The sequence below is a fragment of the Streptomyces sp. NPDC058274 genome, from assembly GCF_042881375.1.
Lineage (GTDB): Bacteria > Actinomycetota > Actinomycetes > Streptomycetales > Streptomycetaceae > Streptomyces.
The window spans coordinates 196090-218779 of record NZ_JBHVXW010000005.1; the positions used below are offsets into that span (position 1 = coordinate 196090).

21 protein-coding genes are annotated in these 22690 nt (G+C 71.3%); 14 read left to right on the forward strand and 7 right to left on the reverse strand.

Annotation, left to right across the window (positions count from 1 at the left end):
* From ACFVYF_RS12980 to ACFVYF_RS13035, 12 genes are all read left to right on the forward strand, one after another.
* Window positions 1–1305: an O-antigen ligase domain-containing protein gene (locus ACFVYF_RS12980; protein ID WP_389455076.1), complete on the forward strand. Its 1305-nt coding sequence runs from the start codon at window positions 1–3 to the stop codon at window positions 1303–1305.
* Between the two features lie 2 nt (window positions 1306–1307).
* On the forward strand, window positions 1308–2549 hold the full coding sequence (locus ACFVYF_RS12985) for a glycosyltransferase (protein WP_389455078.1): 1242 nt from the start codon (window positions 1308–1310) through the stop codon (window positions 2547–2549).
* Complete coding sequence (locus tag ACFVYF_RS12990; RefSeq protein ID WP_389455080.1) at window positions 2546–3781, forward strand: class I SAM-dependent methyltransferase; 1236 nt, start codon at window positions 2546–2548, stop codon at window positions 3779–3781. Before ACFVYF_RS12985 ends, ACFVYF_RS12990 begins: the two co-directional genes overlap by 4 nt.
* Window positions 3778–4587, forward strand: a complete 810-nt coding sequence (locus tag ACFVYF_RS12995) for a glucose-1-phosphate cytidylyltransferase (RefSeq protein WP_389455082.1) — start codon at window positions 3778–3780, stop codon at window positions 4585–4587. Before ACFVYF_RS12990 ends, ACFVYF_RS12995 begins: the two co-directional genes overlap by 4 nt.
* Window positions 4584–5231, forward strand: coding sequence for a PIG-L deacetylase family protein (locus ACFVYF_RS13000; protein WP_389455084.1), 648 nt, complete (start codon window positions 4584–4586; stop codon window positions 5229–5231). Before ACFVYF_RS12995 ends, ACFVYF_RS13000 begins: the two co-directional genes overlap by 4 nt.
* 3 nt (window positions 5232–5234) lie before the next feature.
* Window positions 5235–6260 (forward strand): NAD-dependent epimerase/dehydratase family protein, encoded by a 1026-nt coding sequence (locus tag ACFVYF_RS13005; protein ID WP_389455086.1) that lies wholly within the window; start codon window positions 5235–5237, stop codon window positions 6258–6260.
* Window positions 6257–7546: a DUF4910 domain-containing protein gene (locus ACFVYF_RS13010; RefSeq protein WP_389455088.1), complete on the forward strand. Its 1290-nt coding sequence runs from the start codon at window positions 6257–6259 to the stop codon at window positions 7544–7546. Before ACFVYF_RS13005 ends, ACFVYF_RS13010 begins: the two co-directional genes overlap by 4 nt.
* A gap of 5 nt (window positions 7547–7551) precedes the next feature.
* Window positions 7552–8847, forward strand: a complete 1296-nt coding sequence (locus ACFVYF_RS13015) for a hypothetical protein (protein WP_389455090.1) — start codon at window positions 7552–7554, stop codon at window positions 8845–8847.
* Window positions 8844–9791 carry a glycosyltransferase family 2 protein gene (locus ACFVYF_RS13020; RefSeq protein ID WP_389455092.1) on the forward strand — a complete coding sequence of 316 codons (948 nt, stop codon included), beginning with the start codon at window positions 8844–8846 and terminating at the stop codon, window positions 9789–9791. The genes ACFVYF_RS13015 and ACFVYF_RS13020 overlap by 4 nt, the downstream gene beginning before the upstream one ends.
* A complete protein-coding gene (locus ACFVYF_RS13025; RefSeq protein ID WP_389455094.1) occupies window positions 9788–11026 on the forward strand; it encodes a polysaccharide pyruvyl transferase family protein in 1239 nt (412 codons plus the stop codon). The genes ACFVYF_RS13020 and ACFVYF_RS13025 overlap by 4 nt, the downstream gene beginning before the upstream one ends.
* Entirely contained in the window at window positions 11023–11568 is a 546-nt protein-coding gene (locus tag ACFVYF_RS13030) for a dTDP-4-dehydrorhamnose 3,5-epimerase family protein (protein WP_389455096.1), read from the forward strand. Before ACFVYF_RS13025 ends, ACFVYF_RS13030 begins: the two co-directional genes overlap by 4 nt.
* Window positions 11569–11675: 107 nt before the next feature.
* Complete coding sequence (locus tag ACFVYF_RS13035; RefSeq protein ID WP_389455480.1) at window positions 11676–12980, forward strand: glutamate-1-semialdehyde 2,1-aminomutase; 1305 nt, start codon at window positions 11676–11678, stop codon at window positions 12978–12980.
* Between the two features lie 7 nt (window positions 12981–12987).
* On the opposite strand, the gene ACFVYF_RS13040 is transcribed toward ACFVYF_RS13035, so the two are convergent.
* Window positions 12988–13662, reverse strand: a complete 675-nt coding sequence (locus ACFVYF_RS13040; protein WP_389455098.1) for a phosphatase PAP2 family protein — start codon at window positions 13660–13662, stop codon at window positions 12988–12990.
* 65 nt (window positions 13663–13727) lie between these two features.
* Between ACFVYF_RS13040 and ACFVYF_RS13045 the strand changes: the two genes are divergently transcribed.
* Window positions 13728–14030, forward strand: a complete 303-nt coding sequence (locus ACFVYF_RS13045; protein WP_389455100.1) for a hypothetical protein — start codon at window positions 13728–13730, stop codon at window positions 14028–14030.
* A 282-nt stretch (window positions 14031–14312) separates the two neighbouring features.
* Here the strand turns inward: ACFVYF_RS13045 and ACFVYF_RS13050 are convergent, their stop codons facing one another.
* From ACFVYF_RS13050 to ACFVYF_RS13065, 4 genes are all read right to left on the reverse strand, one after another.
* On the reverse strand, window positions 14313–15836 hold the full coding sequence (locus ACFVYF_RS13050) for an aldehyde dehydrogenase family protein (RefSeq protein ID WP_389455102.1): 1524 nt from the start codon (window positions 15834–15836) through the stop codon (window positions 14313–14315).
* Window positions 15837–15892: 56 nt separating this feature from the next.
* A complete protein-coding gene (locus ACFVYF_RS13055) occupies window positions 15893–17227 on the reverse strand; it encodes a GAF domain-containing protein (protein WP_389455104.1) in 1335 nt (444 codons plus the stop codon).
* 195 nt (window positions 17228–17422) lie between these two features.
* Window positions 17423–18022, reverse strand: coding sequence for an N-acetylmuramoyl-L-alanine amidase (locus ACFVYF_RS13060; RefSeq protein WP_389455106.1), 600 nt, complete (start codon window positions 18020–18022; stop codon window positions 17423–17425).
* Between the two features lie 252 nt (window positions 18023–18274).
* A complete protein-coding gene (locus ACFVYF_RS13065) occupies window positions 18275–19288 on the reverse strand; it encodes an acetamidase/formamidase family protein (RefSeq protein ID WP_389455108.1) in 1014 nt (337 codons plus the stop codon).
* A gap of 170 nt (window positions 19289–19458) precedes the next feature.
* Between ACFVYF_RS13065 and ACFVYF_RS13070 the strand changes: the two genes are divergently transcribed.
* Window positions 19459–19638 carry a hypothetical protein gene (locus ACFVYF_RS13070; RefSeq protein WP_389455110.1) on the forward strand — a complete coding sequence of 60 codons (180 nt, stop codon included), beginning with the start codon at window positions 19459–19461 and terminating at the stop codon, window positions 19636–19638.
* A gap of 257 nt (window positions 19639–19895) precedes the next feature.
* Here ACFVYF_RS13070 and ACFVYF_RS13075 read toward each other — a convergent pair whose 3' ends face one another.
* A complete protein-coding gene (locus ACFVYF_RS13075) occupies window positions 19896–21104 on the reverse strand; it encodes an ROK family protein (protein ID WP_389455112.1) in 1209 nt (402 codons plus the stop codon).
* Window positions 21105–21149: 45 nt separating this feature from the next.
* Window positions 21150–22610: a xylulokinase gene (gene xylB, locus ACFVYF_RS13080; protein ID WP_389455114.1), complete on the reverse strand. Its 1461-nt coding sequence runs from the start codon at window positions 22608–22610 to the stop codon at window positions 21150–21152.
* Window positions 22611–22690: the final 80 nt, after the last annotated feature.

A 22690-nucleotide genomic window follows, 5' to 3' on the forward strand; every position in this document is an offset into this window, starting at 1 on the left:
ATGGGCGGAGACCTACGGCGCGGTGGGCCGCCGGGCGGACCGTACACGGATGGCACGCGGGCCGGCGCCGAACCGCGCCCTGCCGGCACACCGAAGATCGTCGGAATCGTCTGGGGGCTGCTGGTCCTCAACACGCTCGGCTCCGCCGGGGCGAAGACCATAATCCCGCTGCCCCGCTCCCTCATCCAGATGGTCACCATGGGCGCGCTGGTCGCCGCGTTCGCGCTGGCGCTCGCAGTCAATCTCCGGCTGCACATCCGAGCCAGTGCGTACCTGTTCCTGCTCACCCTGCTACTGGTGATGAGCGTGATCTCCAGCGCGAACCTGGAATCCGGGTTCGGCGCGCTGTTCCGCTGCGCCCGGCTGGCTCTCTTCGTCGGCACGCTGTGGCTGCTCAGCCGCTGGTGGGACGGCGGCCTGACGTTCGTCCGGCACCACATCCGGATGTACTTCGTGGTGCTCGGGTCGGTGGCAGTCGGTCTGGTCGTCTCACCGGGCGCGGCCCTGCCGGATCTCTACGGCGGACGCCTTGTGGGCGCGTTGTGGCCGCTCACCCCGCCGCAGATCGGACAGTACGCAGCGGTGATCATCGGGCTCACCGTGCTGCTCGTTCTGGGCCGCAGGACCGACAGGACGAGCGCCGCGGTGGTCATCGTGCCGTCTTTCGCGCTGCTCGCGCTGACCCATACCCGGACAGCCACGCTCGGCCTGTTCATCGGATTGGCGCTGGCGATCGGCTCGTTGATCCTGACCAGCGCCGCAGCCCGCCGGTTCTTCACCTGGGCGGTGCTGTGCGCCGTGGTGGCCGCGGTGGGGTTCGCCTCCGCACTCCAGGCGTGGTTCCTGCGCGGACAGAGCAAGGAGAACTTCTCCAACCTCACCGGTCGGGCCAAGGTCTGGGACGCCCTGCTGGCTGCGCCCCGGTCGACCTCGGAGAAGTTGTTCGGCGTGGGCCTGGGCGACAAGTCGTTCGGCGGTCTGCCGATCGACAACAGCTGGCTGGCCGTCTACAACGAGCAGGGTCTGCTCGGCATCAGCCTTGTCGGGGCGATCATCATCGTGCTGGGCGGCGTCGCGTTGCTGCGGCCACCGTCGCTGCACAGGGCCTGCGCGATCTTTCTGATCAGCTACTGCGCGATCGCGTCGTACACCGAGGCCGGTCTTGGCGACGCCTCGCCCTACCTGCTGCATCTGGCCCTCGCCGCCTCGCTGTTGGCGGCACCTGCCGCGACCGCTCCGCTCGCGACGCCCGAAGTCCCTCGACGGCACATCCCGCGCTGGGCCCGGAGATCGGAGGTGACCTGAGCATGCACGTCCTCGTGGTGCACAACCGCTACGCCTCGGCGCAGCCGAGCGGTGAGAACAAGGTGGTCGACCAGGAGGTGGAGCTGCTGCGCGCGGCCGGCCACCGGGTCGAGGTGTTCGAGCGGCGCAGCGACGACATCGCTGCCCGTTCCCTGCTTGCCAAGGTGGCGGTGCCGCTCCTTGTGCCGTGGAACCCGTTGGTGCGCGCGGAACTCGCTGCTCGGCTGCGCACCGAGCGGCCGGACGTGGTGCACGTGCACAACGTCTTCCCGCTGCTGTCGCCCGCGGTGCTGGCCGCCTGTGCCGACGCCGGCGTGCCCGCCGTCGCCACGCTGCACAACTACACCCAGGTCTGCCCACCCGGCACGTTGCAGCGGGACGGCCGGCCGTGCACCGAGTGCGTCGGCTCTGCGCCGCTGCCCGCCGTCCGGCACGGCTGTTACCGGAATTCCCGTCTGGCGACGGTGCCGCTCGCGGTCAGCCTGTCGGTCAACCGGCGGCGGTGGTGGTCCGGCGTGGAGCGGTTCTTCTGCATCTCCGCGGCGCAGCGCGACGTCCTGGTGCGGTCCGGCATGCCCGCCGAGCGGCTGGCGGTGAAGCACAACTTCGTGCCCGACCCGGGCACTCGGCGAGCGGGTGACGGCGAGCATGTGCTCTATCTCGGCCGGCTCGCGGAGGCCAAGGGCGTGCGGCTGCTCATGACCGCGTGGGACGAGATCGAAGCGAGCGGCGGCGTCGGCGTACCGCTCGTGATCGCCGGTGCGGGGCCGCTGGAGCGAGAGGTGACCGCCTGGGCCGCGGGCCGGGACGACGTGCGCTACGTCGGCCTGTACGACTCGGAGCAGTGCCGACAGGTCATCGCGCGGTCGGTCGCCGTGGTGGCTCCCTCGACGTGGCTGGAGGCGTTCGGCCTGGTGGTCGTGGAGGCGATGGCGGCCGGGGTCCCGACCGTCGCCGCAGGCCACGGCGCCTTCGTCGAACTCGTCGAGGACAGCGTGACCGGGCTGCTGCACCGGCCGGGTGAGCCTGCCTCGCTCGCGTCCTGCATACGCCGGATCGCGGCCGATCCGGTCCGCAACCGGGAGATGGGCCAAGCGGCCCGGCGCCGTTACGAGCAGGGTTTCAGCCCGGCCGTGGGCCTGGAGCGCCTGGTGGATGAATACCGCACCGCGATCGCGGGCCGGTCAGCAGTGGCTCGCGGCGGGGACACTCGCGCGAGCAGGGGGGATGGGGACAGTAGATGACACGATGCCGACTCTGCGGCTCGGAAGCGATGGCGAGCGTCGTCGATCTTGGGGCGACGCCACCGTGTGAGAGCTTTCTCGCCGCGGACCAACTGGACAAGCTGGAGCCGGCGTACCCGCTGCACCTGCGGGTCTGCACCGACTGCTGGCTCGCGCAGATCCCGCCGCTGATCACGCCGGAGGAGACGTTCAAGGAGTACGCGTACTTCTCCTCGTACTCGACCTCCTGGGTGGAGCACGCGCGCACCTTCGTCGCCGACGCCGTGGAGCGCCTCGCTCTCGGCTCCGACGCCTTCGTGGTCGAGGTCGCGAGCAACGACGGGTATCTGCTGCGGCACATGGTGGACCGCGGGATCCGCTGCCTCGGCATCGAGCCGTCGGTGAACGTCGGCGCCGCGGCGCGCGAGGCGGGTGTGCCCACGCTCACGGAGTTCCTGGACCCGGCCACCGGCGACGCCGTCCGCTCCGAACACGGCCCGGCGGACCTGGTCGTGGCCAACAACGTGTACGCGCACATCCCCGACGTCGTCGGGTTCACCCAGGGGTTGCGCGCCCTGGTCGCCGACGACGGCTGGGTCTCCATCGAGGTGCAGCACCTGCTGACCCTGATCGAGGAGAACCAGTACGACACGATCTACCACGAGCACTTCCAGTACTACACGGTCGCGTCCGCGATCCGAGCCCTTGCGAGCGGCGGACTCGCGCTCGTGGACGTCGAGCTGCTGCCCACGCACGGCGGCTCCATCCGGCTGTGGGCCCGGCCTACAGAGGTGGCAGGCGAGCCCACCCGGCGGGTGGCCGACGTGCTGGACCGGGAGAAGGCCGCCGGGCTGCAGGAGCTGTCCGGGTACGCCGAGTTCTCCGCCCGGGTGGCCAAGGTGCGCCGGGACCTCCTGCGGTTCCTCATCGAGGCGGCCGAGCGCGGCGAGACGGTCGTCGGCTACGGCGCCCCGGGCAAGGGCAACACCCTGCTCAACCACTGCGGTGTCCGGCCCGACCTGCTCGCATACACGGTCGACCGCAACCCCTACAAGCACGGCAGGTTCACCCCGGGCACCCGCATCCCGATCCTGCCGCCCGAGCAGATAGCCGACGACAAGCCGGACTACGTCCTCGTCCTCCCGTGGAACCTGCGGGCCGAGCTGGTCGAGCAGTTGTCCTTCGTGCACGACTGGGGCGGCCGCCTTGTCTTTCCCATTCCGGAACTGAGCATTGTCGAGGTCAGGCCATGAAGGTCGTTCTGTTCTGCGGCGGTTACGGGATGCGCATGCGCAACGGAGCCGCCGACGACGTGCCAAAGCCGATGGCGATGGTCGGTCCGCGACCGTTGATCTGGCACGTCATGCGCTACTACGCCCACTTCGGGCACACGGAGTTCATCCTGTGTCTCGGGTACGGGGCTCACCACATCAAGAACTTCTTCCTCAACTACGAGGAGACGGCGTCCAACGACTTCGTGCTGCGGGGCGGGCAGACCGAGCTGCTGTCCACCGACATCGCCGACTGGACGATCACGTTCGCGCAGACCGGCATCGAGTCACCGATCGGGGAGCGGCTGCGCCGCGTGCGGCACCACCTGGACGGTGACGAGATGTTCCTCGCCAACTACGCCGACGTGCTCACCGATGCCCCGCTGCCCGAGATGATCGACCGGTTCGCCCGGCGTGACGCCGGTGCGTCGATGATGGTGGTGCCGCCGCAGTCCTCGTTCCACTGCGTGGAGTTGGGCGAGGACGGCCTGGTGGGGGGCATCACCGCGGTCAGCGAACTGCCGCTGTGGGAGAACGGCGGCTACTTCGTGCTCCGCCAGGAGGTCTTCGACCACATCCCGGAGAACGGGGACCTGGTCGCCGACGGATGTGCCCAACTGGCCAAGGGCGGCCGGCTGGTGGCGCACCAGCACCGCGGCTTCTGGAAGCCGACCGACACCGTGAAGGAGCGGGCCGCTCTCGACGACGGCTATGCCCGGGGCGACCGCCCGTGGGCCGTGTGGGAACGGGACGGCGCGGGGGCGAACGCCGCAGTGAGGACCGCATGATCCAGCTCGGCGCCGGGCGCCTGGAGCGGATCGTCGCGGTGGGCGCGCACTGCGACGACATCGCCATCGGCGCCGGCGGCACGCTGCTGACGATGTGCCTCGCGCGGCCGGGTATCCGCGTCGACGCGCTGGTGCTCTCCGGCGGCGGCAGCGAGCGGGAGCAGGAGGAGCAGGCCGCGCTGGCCGCCTTCTGTCCGGGTGCCGAACTGCGGCTGACCGTGCTCAAGCTGCCGGACGGCCGGATGCCCGTGCACTGGGAAGAGGCCAAGGCCGCGCTCGAGGAATTGCGCGGGGAGACCGAGCCGGATCTGATCCTGGCCCCGCGTACGGACGACGCGCACCAGGATCACCGCGGCCTGGCGAGGCTGGTACCCACCGCATTCCGCGACCACCTGGTCCTCGGTTACGAGATCGTCAAGTGGGACGGCGATCTCGGCCGCCCGGCGGCGTACCAGCCGCTGTCGCCGGAGATCGCCGAACAGAAAGTGCGGCTGCTGCAGGAGCACTACCCCTCGCAGCGGCACCGGCCCTGGTACGACCGGGAAGCCTTCCTCGGCCTTGCCCGGATCCGCGGCATCGAATGCCACGCGCGCTACGCCGAGGCGTTCGCCATCACCAAACTCACGCTCAATCTGGGGGACTGACCCTTGCGCGTACTGCTGACCGGACACCAGGGATATCTGGGCACCGTGATGGCCCCGGTCCTCGCGGCCGCCGGGCACGAGGTCGTCGGCCTTGACGCCGGCCTGTTCGCCGACGGCGTGCTGGGCGAGCCGCCCGCGGACCCGCCGGGCCATCGGGTGGACCTGCGTGACGTCACGGCCGAACACGTGGCCGGGGTGGACGCCGTGATCCATCTGGCCGCGCTGTCCAACGACCCACTGGGATCGCTGGCTCCGGAGCTCACCTACGACATCAACCACCACGCGTCCGTACGCCTTGCCCGACTGGCCCGCGACGCCGGAGTGCGGCGCTTCCTGTACGCGTCGACGTGCTCGGTCTACGGCGCCTCCGGCGGTGACGACTTGGTGGCCGAGGACGCCCCGCTGCGCCCGGTGACGCCGTACGCGGAGTCCAAGGTGCGGGTGGAGGACGACCTGCACGCGCTGTCCGACGGTGACTTCAGCCCGGTGTTCATGCGCAACGCCACCGCCTTCGGCTACTCACCCCGGTTGCGCGCCGACATCGTGCTGAACAACCTGGTGGGCCACGCGCTCCTGTCCGGCGAGGTGTTGGTGCTCTCCGACGGCACCCCCTGGCGCCCGCTGGTGCACGCCGCCGACATCGCCAGGGCCTTCACGGCCGCGCTGACCGCGCCGCGCGAGGCGGTGCACGACCGGGCGTTCAACATCGGCAGCGAGATCAACAACGTCACGGTCGCCGAGATCGCCGACCAGGTCGCCGAGGCGGTGTCCGGCGCCAAGGTGGTGATCACCGGGGAGAACGGTGCCGATCCCCGCTCGTACCGCGTGGACTTCTCCCGGTTCCGCGCCGCGATTCCCGGCTTCGACTGCGAGTGGACGGTGAAGCAGGGCGCGCTCGAACTCGCCGATGCCTACCGGAAGTTCGGGCTGACCCGGGAGGACTTCGAGCGACGCTTCACCCGCCTTGCCGTGCTGCGCGCGGCGTCCGAGGCCGGTGCCGTCGACGACACCTTGCGGTGGCGCCGATGACCGAGCCTTTGAAAAGGAGTGCGGGCGACGAGATGCACGCGCTGGTGGAGCGGCTGTACCCGCTGTGCCGGAGCATCACCGGCGACGGTGTGCGCGCCACCCTGGAGATCGTCGGCGAGTACGTTCCGCTGCAGGTGCACGAAGTGCCGACCGGGACGCAAGTACTCGACTGGACGGTGCCGCAGGAGTGGAACATCCGGGACGCGTACATCGCCGACACCGCCGGCCACCGGGTCGTCGACTTCGCCGCGTCCAGCCTGCACGTGCTCGGTTACAGCGTGCCGGTGTCGGCGACCATGCCGCTGGCCGAGCTGCGCGAACACCTGCACACCCTGCCGGACCATCCGGCCTGGGTGCCGTACCGCACCAGCTACTACAAGCCGGAATGGGGGTTCTGCCTGGCCCAGGAGACCTTGGACGCGCTGCCGGACGGCGAGTACGAGGTGCGCGTCGACTCCACACTCGCCGATGGCCACCTGACCTACGGCGAGCACGTGGTCCCCGGGCAGGTCCAGGACGAGGTGATCGTGTCCTGCCACGTCTGCCACCCGTCGCTGGCCAACGACAACCTGGCCGGCATCGCGGTGGCGACGTTCCTGGCCCGGGCGCTCGCGGAGGCAACGCCGTACTACACCTACCGGTTTATCTTCGCGCCCGGCACCATCGGGGCGATCACCTGGCTGGCCCGCAACGCGGAGCGGATCGAGCGGGTCAAGCACGGTCTCGTGCTGGCCTGCGCGGGCGACCGGGGCCAACTGACGTACAAGCAGAGCAGGCGGGGCGACGCGGAGATCGACCGGGTCATGCGTCACGTGCTGACCGCTTCCGAACGCCCGCACCACGTAACCGAGTTCACTCCGTACGGCTACGACGAGCGGCAGTACTGCTCGCCCGGGTTCAATCTCGGCGTGGGCTCGCTCAGCCGGACCCCGTACGCCGGCTACCCCGAGTACCACACCTCGGCGGACAACCCGGACTTCGTCTCCCCGGAGGCGATGGCGGACACCCTCGCGGTCTGCCGCGAGGCATTCGGCGTCCTTGACCGCAACCGGCGGTACCTCAACCTCAGCCCGTACGGCGAACCACAGCTGGGCCGACGCGGGTTGTACGACGCGCTCGGCGGCCGCAGCGACACCAAGCAGGCCCAGCTGGCCATGCTCTGGGTGCTCAATCTCTCCGACGGCGAGCACGGTCTGCTGGACGTCGCCGAGCGGTCCGGGCTGCCGTTCGGCGCCGTCGCCGCCGCGGCCGACGCCCTGCACGGCGCCGGGCTGATCAAGGCATGACGCCGATGGCCACCGAGGGAGAGAACCCGCGGACCACGGTGCCACCGGCCGGATCCGCCAAGCGGGCCCTCGCCGGCCGGCTGTCCTGGGGACTGGCCGACCAGGCGGCCTCCAGCATGAGCAACTTCGTGGTGGGCATCTACGTGGCCCGCTCGCTGGGGGTGACCGCGTTCGGAGTGTTCAGCCTCGCCTGGGTGACGTACGGCGTGGTGCTCAACGTCTCCCGCGGGCTGGCCACCGATCCGCTCGTGGTGCGCTTCAGCGGCGTCGCGGAAGCGTCCTGGCGCGGGGCGGTGGGCCGGTCGACGGGTACCGCACTCGGCGTAGGTGCAGCCATCGGCGCAGCGTGTCTGGTGGTCGGGCTTGGTCTCGGCGGCCGCGTGGGACCCGCGTTCGCCTGTCTCGCCGTCATGCTGCCTGGGCTGTTGCTGCAGGACGCCTGGCGGTTCTCGTTCTTCGCCGCCGGCACCGGGCGGAAGGCGTTCGTCAACGACGTCGTGTGGGGCGTCGCGCTCGTCCCGGCCATGGTCGTGGCGGCCCGCGTGGGCACCGTGGCCGCTTTCGTGCTCGCCTGGGGCGCGTCCGCCACGGTGGCGGCGGGGTACGGCTGCATCCAGTCCGGCATCCGGCCCCGGATGACCGGCGCGCGCGGGTGGCTTCGCGAGCAGCGCGATCTCGGCTCCCGGTACCTGGTCGAGAACGTCAGCCTCAGCGGCGCGAGCCAGCTGCGGGCGTACGGACTCGGCGCGATCGTCGGGCTCGGCGCGGTGGGTGCGATCCGGGGCGCCGAGCTTCTGCTCGGCCCGTTCCTCGCCGTGCTGATGGGCCTTTCGCTGGTCACCGTTCCGGAGGCGGCACGGGTGTTGCGGCGGGCCCCGCACCGACTCGGCACGTTCTGCCTCATGTTGGGTGGCGGGCAGGCCGCAGCCGCGCTGTGCTGGGGAGGGGCGCTGCTGCTGATGCCGGACCGGCTCGGCGAGTTCGTGCTCGGCGGCGTCTGGCACTCCGCGGCGCAGCTCATCGTGCCGGTCACCCTCGCCGTCGCGGGCGCCGGCCTCGGCACCGGCGCGGCGGCCGGGCTGCGCGCGCTCGGTGCGGCCCGGCGCAGCCTGCGCTCCCAGCTGTTCGCCTCCGCCTGCTATGTCAGCGGCGGGCTCGGCGGGGCGGCCGTCGCCGGCACGGTCGGCTCGGCCTGGGGCGTCGCCGCCGCCACCGTCAGCAGCTCGGCCGTGTGGTGGCTGCAACTGCGGTCCGCCCTGCGCGAGCACCACCACCCCATCCCCGAAGTGAGGACCTCATGACCGCCCAACCCAGGCTGAGCATCGGCCTGCCCGTCCACAACGGCGAGGAGTACCTGGCCGAGTCGCTCGACGCCCTGCTCGGCCAGACCTACGAGGACTTCGAGCTGGTCATCTCCGACAACGCCTCGACCGACGGGACCCAGGAGATCTGCCGCGAGTACGCCGCGCGGGACCCGCGCATCCGGTACCTCCGGCTGACCCGGAACATCGGCGCCACGCCGAACCACAACCGGGTGTTCGCCGAGTGCCGCAGCGAGCTGTTCAAGTGGGCCTCGCACGACGACCTCTACGCCCGCGATCTGCTGCGGCGCTGCGTCCAGGCGCTGGACGAGCGGCCGGACGTGATCCTCGCGCACGCCGACCAGGCGGTCATCGACGGCGAGGGCCAGGTGAAGGTCCCGTACGAGTACACGCTCGCCACCGACTCACCGCACCCGCCGGAGCGCTTCCGCAGCATGCTGTTCGAGCCCGGTGGTGACGACTTCTACGGGGTGATCCGGGCCGACGCGCTGCGCCGGGTGAAGCCGATGGAGAGCTACCACCACGCGGACCGCACGTTCGTCGCCGAGATCGCCCTGCACGGGCCCTTCCACCAGGTTCCGGAGCTGCTGTACTTCCGCCGCGACCACCCCGCCCGCGCCGAGCGGGCGAACCCGGGCAAGCGCGCCCGGTGCGTCAACCTGGACCCGCGCCGGGCAGGACCGCTGCACCCGACGCCCCGGCTGCTCGCCGAGTACGTCTGGGGCTTCGCCTCGGCGATCCGGCGGGCGCCGTTGTCCCCGGCCGAACGGCGAGCGTGCTACCGCCACCTGGCCGCATGGATGACCAGCCGGGTCCGGCCGGGTGCCGGCGAGCGGGTCGAGGACCGCGCCCCGGTCGACCCGGCCCTGCTCACCGTGTCCGTCGACGCCCTCGTCGCCGGCCGTGAGGGGAGGCAGGTATGACGTCCGCGGACGAGACTCCGGTGCGCGTCGGCGTGTTCGGCCTGCTCGGCTCCGGCAACCTCGGCAACGACGGGTCGCTCCAGGCCGTGCTCGGGTACCTCCGCGCCGAGCACCCGGAGGCGACCGTGGACGCACTGTGCGGCGGACCCGAGGTCGTCGCGGCCCGGTACGGGATCCCCGCGGCGCGGCTGCACTGGTACCGCGGTGAGTACCGGACCGCGTCGCGGGTGGGCGCGATCGGGGCGAAGGGTCTGGGCAAACTCGTCGACGTCTTCCGCACCGCCGCGTGGGTGCGCCGGCACGATGTGGTGATCGTGCCGGGCATGGGCGTCCTGGAGGCCACGCTGCCGCTGCGGCCGTGGGGCTTCCCGTACTCGCTGTTCCTGCTCTGCGCGAGCGGCCGGCTGCTGCGCACCCGGGTCGCGCTGGTCAGCGTCGGCGCCGCCGAGATCGGCAACCGGCCGACCCGGGCCCTGGTGCGCTGGTCGGCGCGGCTGGCCGCGTACCGGTCGTACCGGGACGCCCAGTCCCGCGACGCGATGCGGGCGATGGGCGTGGACACCGCGCGCGACGAGGTCTACCCGGACCTCGCGTTCGCCCTGCCGACACCGCAGGTGAGCGCGGACTCGGGCGCGTCCGGCCCGGTCTGTGTTGGTGTCATGGACTTCCACGGTGGCAACGACGACCGCGCCCGGGCCGACGAGATATACCGGCGTTACCTCGCTGGGACGATCCGGTTCGTCCGCGCGCTGGTCGAGGAGGGCAGGCCGGTCCGACTGCTCACCGGCGACGCGTGCGATGCGTCGGTGGTCGCCGCGATCCTCGAAGCGGTGGACTCGTCGCTGGTGACCGCTGCCGAGCCGTGCTCACTGGCCGACCTGATGAAGGAGATGGCGGCTGCCGACAGCGTGGTCGCGATCCGTTATCACAACCTGATCTGCGCGCTGAAGACCGGCACGCCGGTGCTCGCCCTCAGCTATGCGGCGAAGAGCGACGCGCTCATGGCACAAATGGGGCTCGGCGCATACTGTCACCCGGCGCGCGAGGTCGACGCCGACCGGCTGCTGGAGCAGTTCCGGGCGCTGGAGAAGCGATCGGCCGAGCTGCGGCAGACGCTCATCGAGGGGAACCAGGCCGCGGCCCAACAACTCGAGCGCCAGTTCACCGACTTGACGGCGGCCCTGTTCCCGGCGTGCGACCACCCTCACGCCCACGCTCGGCAGGAGGCTCCATGAAAGCGACCGAAGTCCCGGAGATCGCCGGCGCGTACCTGTTCGAGTCGACGCCGTACGCCGACGAGCGCGGCTTCTTCTGCCGCACCTTCGACGCCGACGTGGTCCGCTCGGTGGGCCTCGACCCGGACGCCTTCGTCCAGGACAGCCTGTCCCGCTCGGTCCGAGGCGTGCTGCGAGGCCTGCACCTGCGCTCCGGCTCGGGCGAGGCCAAGCTGGTGCGGTGCTCGTACGGGAGGATCTTCGACGTCGTCGTGGACCTGCGGACAAACTCGCCGACCTACCGCAACCGGGCCTTCTTCGAGCTGTCCGGCGAGACGCAGGTGACCCTGTACATCCCGGCGGGGTGCGCGCACGGCTTCCAGGCGCTGACCGAAACCGCTGACACCTCGTACCGGATCGACCGCCCGCACGATCCGGCCGAGGACGTGACGATCGCCTACGACGACCCGGAGCTCGCCATTCCGTGGCCGCTGCCGCCCACATCGATGTCCCAGCGGGACCGCGAGGCGCCGAGCCTCGCCGAGGTCCTGAAGCGCAGATAGAAGTGAGGGCCCGCGTGGACACCGAACACACCGAAGAGACCGAGCACACCGAAGAGACCGAGGAGACAGAAGAGACCGAAGAGACAGAAGAGACCGAAGAGTTCGTCCTGCCCCGGTCGCGGATGGCGAACGAGCGGCTGCACGCCATGATCCCCGGCGGCGCTCACACCTACGCCAAGGGCGACGACCAGTACCCCGAGAACCTGGCCCCGGTCATCAGCCACGGCCGCGGTGCCCACGTGTGGGACGTCGACGGCAACCGCTACATCGAGTACGGGTCCGGCCTGCGGTCGGTCAGCCTCGGCCACGCCCACCCACGCGTGCTCGAGGCGGTGCGGCGGGAACTCGACCGCGGCAGCAACTTCGTCCGGCCCTCCATCGTGGAGGTCGAGGCCGCGGAGCGTTTCCTGGCCACGGTGCCGACCGCCGAGATGGTGAAGTTCGCGAAGAACGGCTCCGACGCCACCACCGCCGCGGTGCGCCTCGCCCGCGCCGCCACCGGGCGCCCGCGGGTGGCCATCTGCGCCGACCATCCGTTCTTCTCCGTCGACGACTGGTTCATCGGCACCACGCCGATGTCCGCCGGTGTTCCGGCGGCGACCAACGAGCTCACCGTGGCGTTCCCCTACGGGGACCTGGCCGCCACGGAGGAGCTGCTCACCCGGCACCAGGACGAGGTCGCCTGCCTGATCCTCGAACCCGCCACCCACACCGATCCGCCGCCGGGGTATCTCGCCGGCCTGCGTGAGCTGGCCGACCGGCACGGCTGCGTACTGATCTTCGATGAGATGATCACCGGCTTCCGCTGGTCCGAGGCGGGCGCCCAGGGTCTGTACGGCGTCGTGCCCGACCTCTCCACGTTCGGCAAGGCGCTGGGCAACGGGTTCGCCGTCTCCGCTCTGGCCGGGCGCCGCGAGCTGATGGAGCGGGGCGGGCTGCGGCACTCCGGCGACCGGGTGTTCCTGCTGTCCACCACGCACGGTGCGGAAACGCACTCCCTGGCAGCCGCGATGGCCGTGCAGACCACCTACGTCGAAGAGGGCGTCACCGCGCGGCTGCACGCCCTCGGCGAGCGGTTGGCAGCCGGGGTCCGGGACGCCGCGGCCGCAATGGGCGTCGGCGACCACATCGTCGTCCGGGGCCGGGCCAGCAACCTGGTCTTCGCCATCCTCGACGAGAACGGGCAGCCGTCGCAGCAGTACCGCACCCTGTTCCTGCGCCGGCTCCTCGCGGGCGGAGTGCTGGCCCCTTCCTTCGTGGTGAGCAGCGCGCTTGACGACGCCGACATCGACCGCACCGTCGATGTAGTGGCGCAGGCATGTGCGGTGTACCGGAAGGCGCTGGACGCCGCTGACCCCACTCCCTGGCTGGTCGGGCGACCGGTGAAGCCCGTCTTCCGCAGCTTGGCGTGACGTGACGTCAGGGGTGCTCCCGCCGAGCGACGTCGGCCATCCGGTCGGCGATCCGGTCGACCAGCCACGCGGTCGCCGGAACCACCGCCAGCGCGGTGCACCAGCCGCCGAGGACGTCGGTCGGGTAGTGCGCGCCGAGGGCGACCTGCGCCCATCCCATCGTGGCGCCGGCAACCAGCGCCGCGGCGAGCACGAGTGAGGTGGCGGCCGTCCTGCCGAGGCCGAGCCGACCGGTCGCGATCAGGGCCGCCATGAGGGCGAGTGCGGTGACGAAGGCGGTGTGCCCGCTCGGGTAGGACAGGTTGCCGTCGCCGTGGATGGTGCGTCCCGCCAGGTGCTTGAGCAGCGTCGCCGTCCCCACGGTCAGGGCGGCGCCTGCCACGATGAGCACCGCTGCGCGAGGACGCCGAAGCAGCAGGCAGCATGCCATGGCGGCCACCATCAGCAGCGCGGCTCCGGCGGGCTCTCCCAGGAAGTCCGTGGCCAGAGCGAAGCGCCGCCACGGAGGCCGCACACTGTCCGCCGTCGGCCGGATGATCCACCTGTCCACCCTGCCGGGCTCACTGTGGCCGGCGTACAGGACCCCGAGCACGACGACCACCAGCGTTCCGAGCGCCGCGATCGGCCCGAGCCACGCGCGCAGCGACGGGGGCAGCACCGTGGGCGCCGACCGGCCGGTCACACGCCCGCCGCGTCCGGTCGACCCGCGGCAGTGGCCTTCTCGACTACCGTGCGCGGCGTCGGGCGTTGCGGGACTACGTCGCCGCCCTGCCGACGCCGCGGGACCGCAACAAGACACTGACCGCGTTGGCGCAGCCGGTCACCGAACCCGACGGCGCCGCAATCCCCCACGTGGCGGCGGTCGAGCGCTGCAAGAACTGTCCACTGCCGCCCGCCGACATGGCCGGGATCGTCAGCGCGTACAGGCTGGGTGGCCGGACCGAGCGGGATTACGAACCCGTCAAGCACGAGCTGGGCCGGGCCGACTTCTGGGTCCGCTCCTGCCAGGCAATCCAACGCGAGCCCCCCGTCGTGTCCGACCCGCCATAGCCCTGGAAAGGGCATCGGGATGAGCCTCTGCTTGTCACCCTAACCAACAATCCGGTCGTGGGAGGCCGCTGTCGAACAGTCATGCGATGCCAGAACAACTCCGCAAGAAAAGAGCGGAGTTGAAGCGGGCCGGGCCAACAAGATCGTGAAAGCAGCTTTGGTGTCCTTTGCCCAGGACGTCGACCGCCCCCGGACGTGGCCGAGCGGGCGGTCCATGCAAGTGGATCAGGGAAGAGAGGCGCCTGACGGGTAAAAAGGCCTGGTCAGACGCCTTTTCAATCCTTAGAAGAAGCCGAGCTTCTGTGCCGAGTACGACACGAGAAGGTTCTTCGTCTGCTGGTAGTGCTCCAGCATCATCTTGTGGTTCTCGCGGCCGATGCCCGACTGCTTGTAGCCGCCGAAGGCCGCGTGCGCCGGGTACGCGTGGTAGCAGTTGGTCCAGACCCGGCCGGCCTGGATCGAACGGCCTGCGCGATAGGCGGTGTTGATGTCCCGCGTCCACACCCCGGCGCCGAGCCCGTACAGGGTGTCGTTCGCGGTCTTGATGGCGTCGTCGAAGTCGTCGAAGGACGCGACCGAGACGACCGGCCCGAAGATCTCTTCCTGGAAGATCCGCATCCGGTTGTCGCCCTCGAAGATCGTCGGCTGGACGTAGTAGCCGCCCTTCAACTCGCCGTCGTACTCGACGCGTTCACCGCCGGTGAGGACCTTGGCGCCTTCCTGCCGGCCGATGTCCAGGTACGAAAGGATCTTCTCCAGCTGGTCGTTGGAGGCCTGGGCGCCGATCATCGTGTCGGTGTCGAGCGGGTGGCCCGGCTTGATGAGCTCCGTGCGGGCGACCGCCGCCTCAAGGAACTCCCGGTAGTGACCGCGCTGGATCAGCGCCCGCGACGGACAGGTGCACACCTCGCCCTGGTTGAGCGCGAACATCGTGAACCCTTCGAGGGCCTTGTCGCGGAAGTCGTCGTCCTTGTCCCACACGTCGTCGAAGAAGATGTTCGGCGACTTGCCGCCCAGTTCCAGCGTGACCGGCTTGATGTTCTCCGAGGCGTACTGCATGATCAGCCGCCCCGTCGTGGTCTCACCCGTGAACGCGACCTTCGCCACCCGCGGACTCGACGCGAGCGGCTTGCCCGCCTCCACACCGAAGCCGTTGACGATGTTCACCACACCCGGCGGCAGCAGATCCGAGATCAGGCTCATCCAGTAGTGGATGGACGCCGGGGTCTGCTCGGCGGGCTTGATGACGACCGCGTTGCCCGCCGCGAGAGCCGGCGCCAGCTTCCAGACCGCCATCAGGATCGGGAAGTTCCACGGGATGATCTGCGCCACGACGCCCAGCGGCTCGTGGAAGTGGTACGCGACCGTGTCGTCGTCGACCTCTCCGAGCGAGCCCTCCTGCGCGCGGATCGCTCCGCCGAAGTACCGGAAGTGGTCGATGGCCAGCGGGATGTCGGCGGCCAGCGTCTCGCGCACCGGCTTGCCGTTCTCCCAGCTCTCGGCGACCGCCAGCTTCTCCAGGTTCGCCTCCATCCGGTCGGCGATCTTGAGCAGGATGCCGGAGCGCTCGGTCACGGAGGTACGTCCCCAGGCGGGCGCGGCCGCGTGCGCCGCGTCCAGCGCCCGCTCCACGTCCTCCGCGGTGCCCCGGGCGACCTCCGTGAACGGCTGCCCGTCCACGGGGCTCGGGTTCTCGAAGTACTGCCCGCGCGCCGGCGGCACGTACTCGCCGCCGATGAAGTGGTCGTAACGCGCCTGGTAGGAGACGATCGCGCCATCGGTGCCGGGCGCCGTGTAACGGGTCATGCTGGTCTGCCTCCCGGAGAAGCGCTGCCCGCCGTTGGGCAGCTCTCGCCGAGAGGCTAGGAGCGGAGACGTTGCAACCACGTTGCGGACGTCAACCTCGCCTCCGGCATGCCCAGTTCGGCCTCAAGACCGGCGAGACGCGCCCGCACGGCGGGCGTCGGCCGCACCGCCGCGAGCGCCCGCCACACGTCGAGATCGTCCTCGCCCCACGGGGCGTGCGCCCAGTCGGCCAGCAGGTCGGGGTCGCGGCCGGCGACCAGCGCCGACCGCAGGCCGTCGGCAAGCCGGCGGCGCAGCCGGACCACGGCCGGCGCCTGAGAACCGGGCAGCAAGGGACCCTCGTACGCCGCCGCCGCAGCCGTGACCGCCCCGGTGCCGAGCCGCCGTTCGACCACCGCGACATCCGACTCGACCGGGACCGCCAGCCGGTACGGCCGGGAGTCCAGCAGGCCCGGGCCGAGCAGCCTGCGCAGCCGGGCCAGTTCGGCACGGAGTGTCACCGGCGTCACCGACTCGTCCTCGTACAGCGCGCACAACAGCTCGTCGCCGGTCAGTCCTTCCGGATGCCGGGACAGCAGCACCAGGATCTCGCTGTGCCGGCGGCTGAGCCTGATCTTCCGGCCGCCCGGAACGAGCAGCTGCGCCTCGTCCCTTCCGAGCGCCGCCAGTTCGATCGTGCCGGCCGCGGTTTCCACCGGTGTGAGCAGCGCCAACTGGGACTCGGCCGCGCGCGCCACCGCCTGGACGAAGGCGAGACTGTGCGGATGCGCGAGCCCGTCCCCGCCCGTGATGTCCACCGCGCCGAGCATCCGCCCCGTGCGTGGATCGTGCACCGGCGCCGCCGCGCACGTCCACGGCTGCACCCGGCGGATGAAGTGCTCGGCCGCGAACACCTGCACGGGCCGGTCGACGGCGACGGCCGTACCCGGTGCGTTCGTCCCGACGGCGGTCTCCGCCCAGCGCGCGCCGGGCACGAAGTTCATCCGCCCCGCCTCCCGCCGAGTCGACGGATGTCCCTCCACCCACAGCAGTCTGCCCTGTGCGTCGCACACCGCGAGCAGATGTTCGCCGTCCGCCGCGAACGTGCCCATCAGCTCGCGGAACAACGGCATCACGCGCGCCAGCGGATGTTCCGCCCGGTACGTGCCGAGGTCCCCGTCGGTGAGCTCCACGCTCGCGGTGCCGTCCGGGCCCACTCCGGCCCTGGCCGAACGCCGCCAGGAGTCGGCCACCACGGAACGCACAGGCCGCGGCACCGTCCCCGCCGCCGTGAACGTCTCGTGGGCGCGGCGCAGTGCCCGCCCCCGCTCGACGGGGTCGGCACCCGGTTCCAGGGCCACCCATGGATCGGTCAACTCGGCCTCCCGGCACGGCGATGCGGCTGAGGCCATCGTCACTCCCGGTGCCGGTCCGGACAAGCTTCGTGACCGGTCTCCTCCTGACTGGGCCCTGCTGCACGGCCCTTGTTGCACAGCTTTGATGCACAGCTTTGATGCACAGCCTTTGGTGGACTTTGGTGCACAGCAGCCGTGGGTGGGCAGCTTTTTGCCGGGTATCGCTTGGCGGAAGAACCGGCGAGGCGCCCGTCAGGCGAAGTTGACGAGCCTGATGTACCGCGTCCAGTCCCAGTTGGGGCCGGGATCGGTGTGGTCGGTACCCGGCACCTGGTAGTGCCCGAGGATGTGCGCACGGTCCTTCGGGATGCCGTACTTCGTGCAGACGGCGGCCGTCAGTTTCGCCGACTGCTCGTACAGGGCGTTGGTGAAGTACGCGGGCTGGTCGACCCACCCCTCGTGCTCGATGCCGATGCTGCGCGTGTTGTAGTCCCAGTTGCCCGCGTGCCAGGCGATGTCGTCCTCACGGACGCACTGCGCGACATGCCCGTCGGCCGAGCGGACGACGTAGTGGGCCGACACCTTCTTCTGCGCGTTCTGGAAGATGGACAGTGTGTCCGGATAGGTCTCCTGCGTGACATGGATGATCACGTAGTTGAAGGGATAGCTCGTAGGACGGTTGGACGCCGTGTAGTTGGAGGTGCTGGCCGGCACCCACTCGGCCCCCGGATAGTCGACGGCCCGCACCTGGGCGCCTGCCCGGGTCGCCGGGACCAACGCGGAGGGCAGAGCGGCGAGGGCCGCGCCCTTCAGTAACCTTCGCCGGCTGGGGAACGGTCTGGACTGGTCCATGGACTTCTGCCTCTCGGTGGGGGTGGGGTGGGGGTGGGGGGACGGCGGCGGTGGACTTTGGGCCTCCGGTGAGGGGGCAGGCCCGACAGCAAGGCCGATGGGGGCGGCGAGGTGGTGGGGCGGTGTCGCCGTGGAGCGGTGCGGCGGGGATCGGGGGTGAGGGCGTGGGCGGCTGGGTGTCGCCCGACGGGACGGTGAGGGCGTGGACGGCTGGGTGTCGCCCGACGGGACGGTGAGGGAGCACCGCCCAGCTCAACGCCGGAATGCCGCCGCGGTTGCGCGCAGCCGCTCGTGCAGCCCCCGGTGCGTCTCGCGCCGCGGCAGCCATTCCTTGCGCAGCTTGGCGACGCAGGTGTAGTTGGTGTCGCAGACGTTGGCCAGCGGCGACTCGACCGCCTGGGTCGCGAACTGATAGGCATCCAGCTCGCTGAAGCCGTAGTCGCGCACCAGCCACTGCACCAGGTCGAGCTGGGATATCCGGAACGCGTCCTCCAGGGGGCGTGCCGAACCCGTCGAGATGATGTGGGTGTCGGACTCGATCCGTGGCCACGGGGTGGCGACACCCTTGAGCAGCTCGACGATCACCACGGTGTTCATCGCGCACTCCACGGCGACCCCGCAGGTCTCGCCCTCGCCCTGCCGGGCATGCCCGTCTCCGAGACTCAACAGCGCGCCTTCGACGTTCACACCGAGGAAGCACGTGACGCCTGCCCGCATCTCCGGGGTGTCCATGTTCCCGCCGTGCGCGTCGGGCACCAGCGCGGAGCGCACCTCCAGGTTGGCCGGGGCCACGCCGACCGTGCCGTGCATGGGGTCCATGGGGAGCTCGATCTCGATGTCACTGTCACGCGCGCTGAACAGGGCGGTGCGCCGCGTCCGGTCGAGCTGCCAGATCCAGACGGTCTCCGGCAGTGGTGGTTGGAGGGTGGCCGTGGTGTGCGTGGACGTGAGGGCGCCGAACAGGGGGACCGTCGTCGACGCCGCCCAGTCACGGGCCGGCTCGACCGACACGAAGTGCACCGCGACCGTGTCGCCGGGCTCCGCGCCCTCCACATGGAAGGGGCCCGTCTGCGGATTCAGGAACGGAAACTCGCACACCTCGGACACCAGATCCTTCTCGGACCTCACACGTCCCGCGAAGCAGTCCTCCGTGTACAGATCGAGGACGGTGCCGGGGGCGATGCGGGCGACGGGTGGCGCGCCGCCGAACGTCCACGCGTACTCTCCCGGTTCGGGGCGCACCGTGAGGATCCGGGGGTCACTCATGACTGCACAGCTCCGATCTGTTCGATCTGTCCGATCTGAAAGAGGCCGGGGGAGCCGGCCGGGCGGGACTCGCCGAGGCGGACGCGGGTTGTGTGGCTCTTCGCTCCACATGCCGCCGTATCAGGCGTATCGGGATGATCGGGGCCGCCGCTCCGGTCATCATCCGGACATTGGCGACCGGACCGGCGTACGACACGGGTGCCGTCCGCTCGGACTCGAAGCCGATGACCGGCAGCGCCGCCACGGTCAGCAGCGCGAGCACCAAGAAGACGACCAGCAGTGCGCACACCATGAACCCCCCGATTCGACCGGCCCGGCAGCCGTCGGCCGGACGGCTGCGCCTCGCGTGAATTACGGTACGGCGCTTGCCGGTTGGGCAGGAAGAGTGCGGCGCGCGGCGGTGGACAACCGCGGGACTGTGGACAACTCGCTCACCCGGAAGGGGGAACGGGGAGATGCTGCCTCAGCGAAGGCCGCAGGCAGTCGCGCTACGCGCGGTTCGCAGCGGCCGTCGCGCTACGCCCGGTTCGCGACGGCCGCTGCGTACGTGACGGCCGCTGCGTACGTGAAGGCCGCTGCGTACGTGACGGCCGCCACGGCCGTGGTACTACGCCCGGGTCGCCACAGCCGTCGGATCGTCCAGCACCGCCCGCACCACCGAGTGCGCGGCACCGAGCAACGGCCCCTCGGGACCCAGCCGGGAGACGGTGACGGCACAGGCGGGACCCGTCGTGCGCTGCGCCAGCTCACTTTCCAGCGAGGGCAGTAGCCACGGCGCGAGGCCGGCCAGCGCGCCGCCGAGCACGACGGTCTCCGGGTCCAGGAGGTTGACCGCCCCGGTCAGAGCGATACCGAGCGCCGTACCGGCTCCGCGCAGGGCCCGCCGTACCTGTTCGTCGCCGTCGGCGGCCCGCCCCGCCAGCACGCCGACCCGGTCCCCGCCCGGTTCAAGTCCCGCCTCCCGCAGTACGGCTTCCTCGCCCGCGTACTGCTCCAGACAGCCCCGGCCGCCGCACGCGCACTCCGGGCCGTCCGGTCGTACCGGCACATGCCCCAGCTCGCCCGCGAACCCGCGCGTTCCCCGCAGCAGTCGCCCGTCGACGACCACCGCGGCACCGATGCCGATCTCGGCGGACACATGAAGGAAGTCCCGCGGGGTCCCGTCGCCGAGCCAGAGTTCGGCCAGACCGCCGAAGTTGGCCTCGTTGTCCACGGTCAGCGGCAGGTCACCGGGCAGCAGGGGACCGAGGTCCGTGTCGTGCCAGTCGAGGTTGGGGGCGCGGACCACGGTGCGGCCGTCGCGGGCGACCAGGCCGGGCACGGCGACCGCGAGACCGGCCGGCCACAGGCCTTCCTGTTCCGCCTCGGCGACGACGCGCCGTATCAGCGCGGTCAGTTCCTCGATCACCGGCTCGGGCGACCGGCCGCGGTTCGCCCCGTGCCGTACGGCCCGCGCCCGCACCTGACCCCGCAGGTCGACGGCGCACACTGCGAGATGGTCGACGCCGACTTCCGCTCCGATCCCGGCGGGACCGCGACCGCTCACGGCCAGGGCCGAACCGGGCCGCCCCACCCGGCCGGGGCGCTCCGGACCCAGTTCCTCCAGGAGCCCGGACCGGATCAGCTCGTCCACCAGGGTCGACACCGCGGCGCGCGTCAGCCCGATGCGTGAGGCCACCGCGGCGCGGGAGAGCGGTCCCTCGGCGTTCACGGTGTGCATGACGCGGGCGAGATTGCGGCGGCGCATGCCCTGCTGGGTGTCGGGCAGCCGCCGGCCGGAGCCGGCCGGATGGGCTTCGTGCAGCGGTGCGGTCATGCCTCCGTCAGTCCTCGTCCGGCCGGTCCCCGCGGGCTGCCCCGGTCAGGCCGACCCTTGTCCGTGCTTGTCCGGCGCCCGCTCCAGCAGCGGGGCCGCGTCGGAGAGTACCCCGGCGATCCTGGCCAGCGCCGCCTCGTCCCGCTCCACGGCTTCCAGGACGGGTCCGCGGGCCGTGTCCCAGCGCCGCGCCACCGCGGCCGGGTCCTCTCCCGTCAGTAGTCCGGCGGCCTGCGCCGCGGCACCGAGGGCGACCAGTTCCCTGGCCTCGGGCACCTGAACGGGACGCCCCGACAGCCGGCGTACCGTCTGCTGCCACGCCTTCCCGCGCGCGCCTCCGCCGATGAGCAGCAGGGGCGCGGTCCGGTCGGCGTCCGCGTCGAGCACCAGGTCCAGCGCGCCCAGCAGGGAGTGGACCGCGCCGTCGTACGCGGCCTGGAGCACCTGCCCGCCCGTCGTGTCGTGCCGGAGTCCGTGCAGCAGACCCGAGGCGTGCGGCAGGTCGGGGGTGCGCTCGCCGTCCAGATAGGGCAGCAGGGTCACGTCCGTACCGGGCTCGACGGCCTCGCGGTCCAGGCCCAGCAGGGCGGCCACGCGGTCCACGGCGAGCGTGCAGTTGAGGGTGCAGGCCAGCGGAAGCCAGTCGCCCCGCGCGTCGGCGAAGCCGGCCACGGTGCCGGTCGGGTCGGTGGGGCGCCGCGTCGACACGGCGTACACCGTGCCGGAGGTGCCGAGGCTCAGCACAGCGGTGCCGGGGCGGAGTCCGAGCCCGAGAGCGGCGGCCGCGTTGTCGCCGGTGCCGGCGGCGACCAGTGTGCCCTTGGAGAAGGGCAGTTCACCGCGCTCGCGCACGGTTCCGGCCACCTCACCGGGCTGGACCACGCGGGGGAGCAGAGCCGGGTCGAGGCCGATGTGGGCGAGGACCTCCTCGTCGTACGAGCCGGTCGCGGACGCCCACCAGCCCGTTCCGGAGACGTCGCCGCGGTCCGTGGTGCCCTGGCCGGTGAGGCGCTCGGTGAGGTAGTCGTGCGGCAGACGTACGGCCGCGGTCGCGCGGACCGCATCCGGCTCGTGCTCGGCCAGCCACGCCCATTTCGTCACCGTGAAGGAGGGGCCCGGCACGCTGCCGGTGCGCTCGGCCCAGGCCTTCGGGCCACCCAGGTCCTCGACCAGACGGCGGGCCTGCGGCGCCGAGCGCACGTCGTTCCACAGGAGGGCCGGTCGCACTGGCTCGCCCTGGGCGTCCAGCGTGACCAGGCCGTGCTGCTGGCCGCCGATCGACACCGCCGCGGCCTCGTGCGCGGCGTCACCGCACTGGTGCAGTGCCTCCCGGAGCGCGTCCCACCACTGGCGCGGATCGCTCTCGCGGCCCGCTCCGGAGGAGACGGTGTGCGGGGCCTGCCCGCTCGCGACCACCTGTCCGGACGATGCGTCGACGACCAGGACCTTCGTGGACTGGGTGGATGTGTCCACGCCGACGACGAGCGGACCCTCGGCTGCTGACATCGGGCTCTCCCTCTTTCCGCGACTCCGCGGGCTTGCGGCCAGGTATTGGGGTCCCCGGAACGGATACAGCCCGGGTTCCG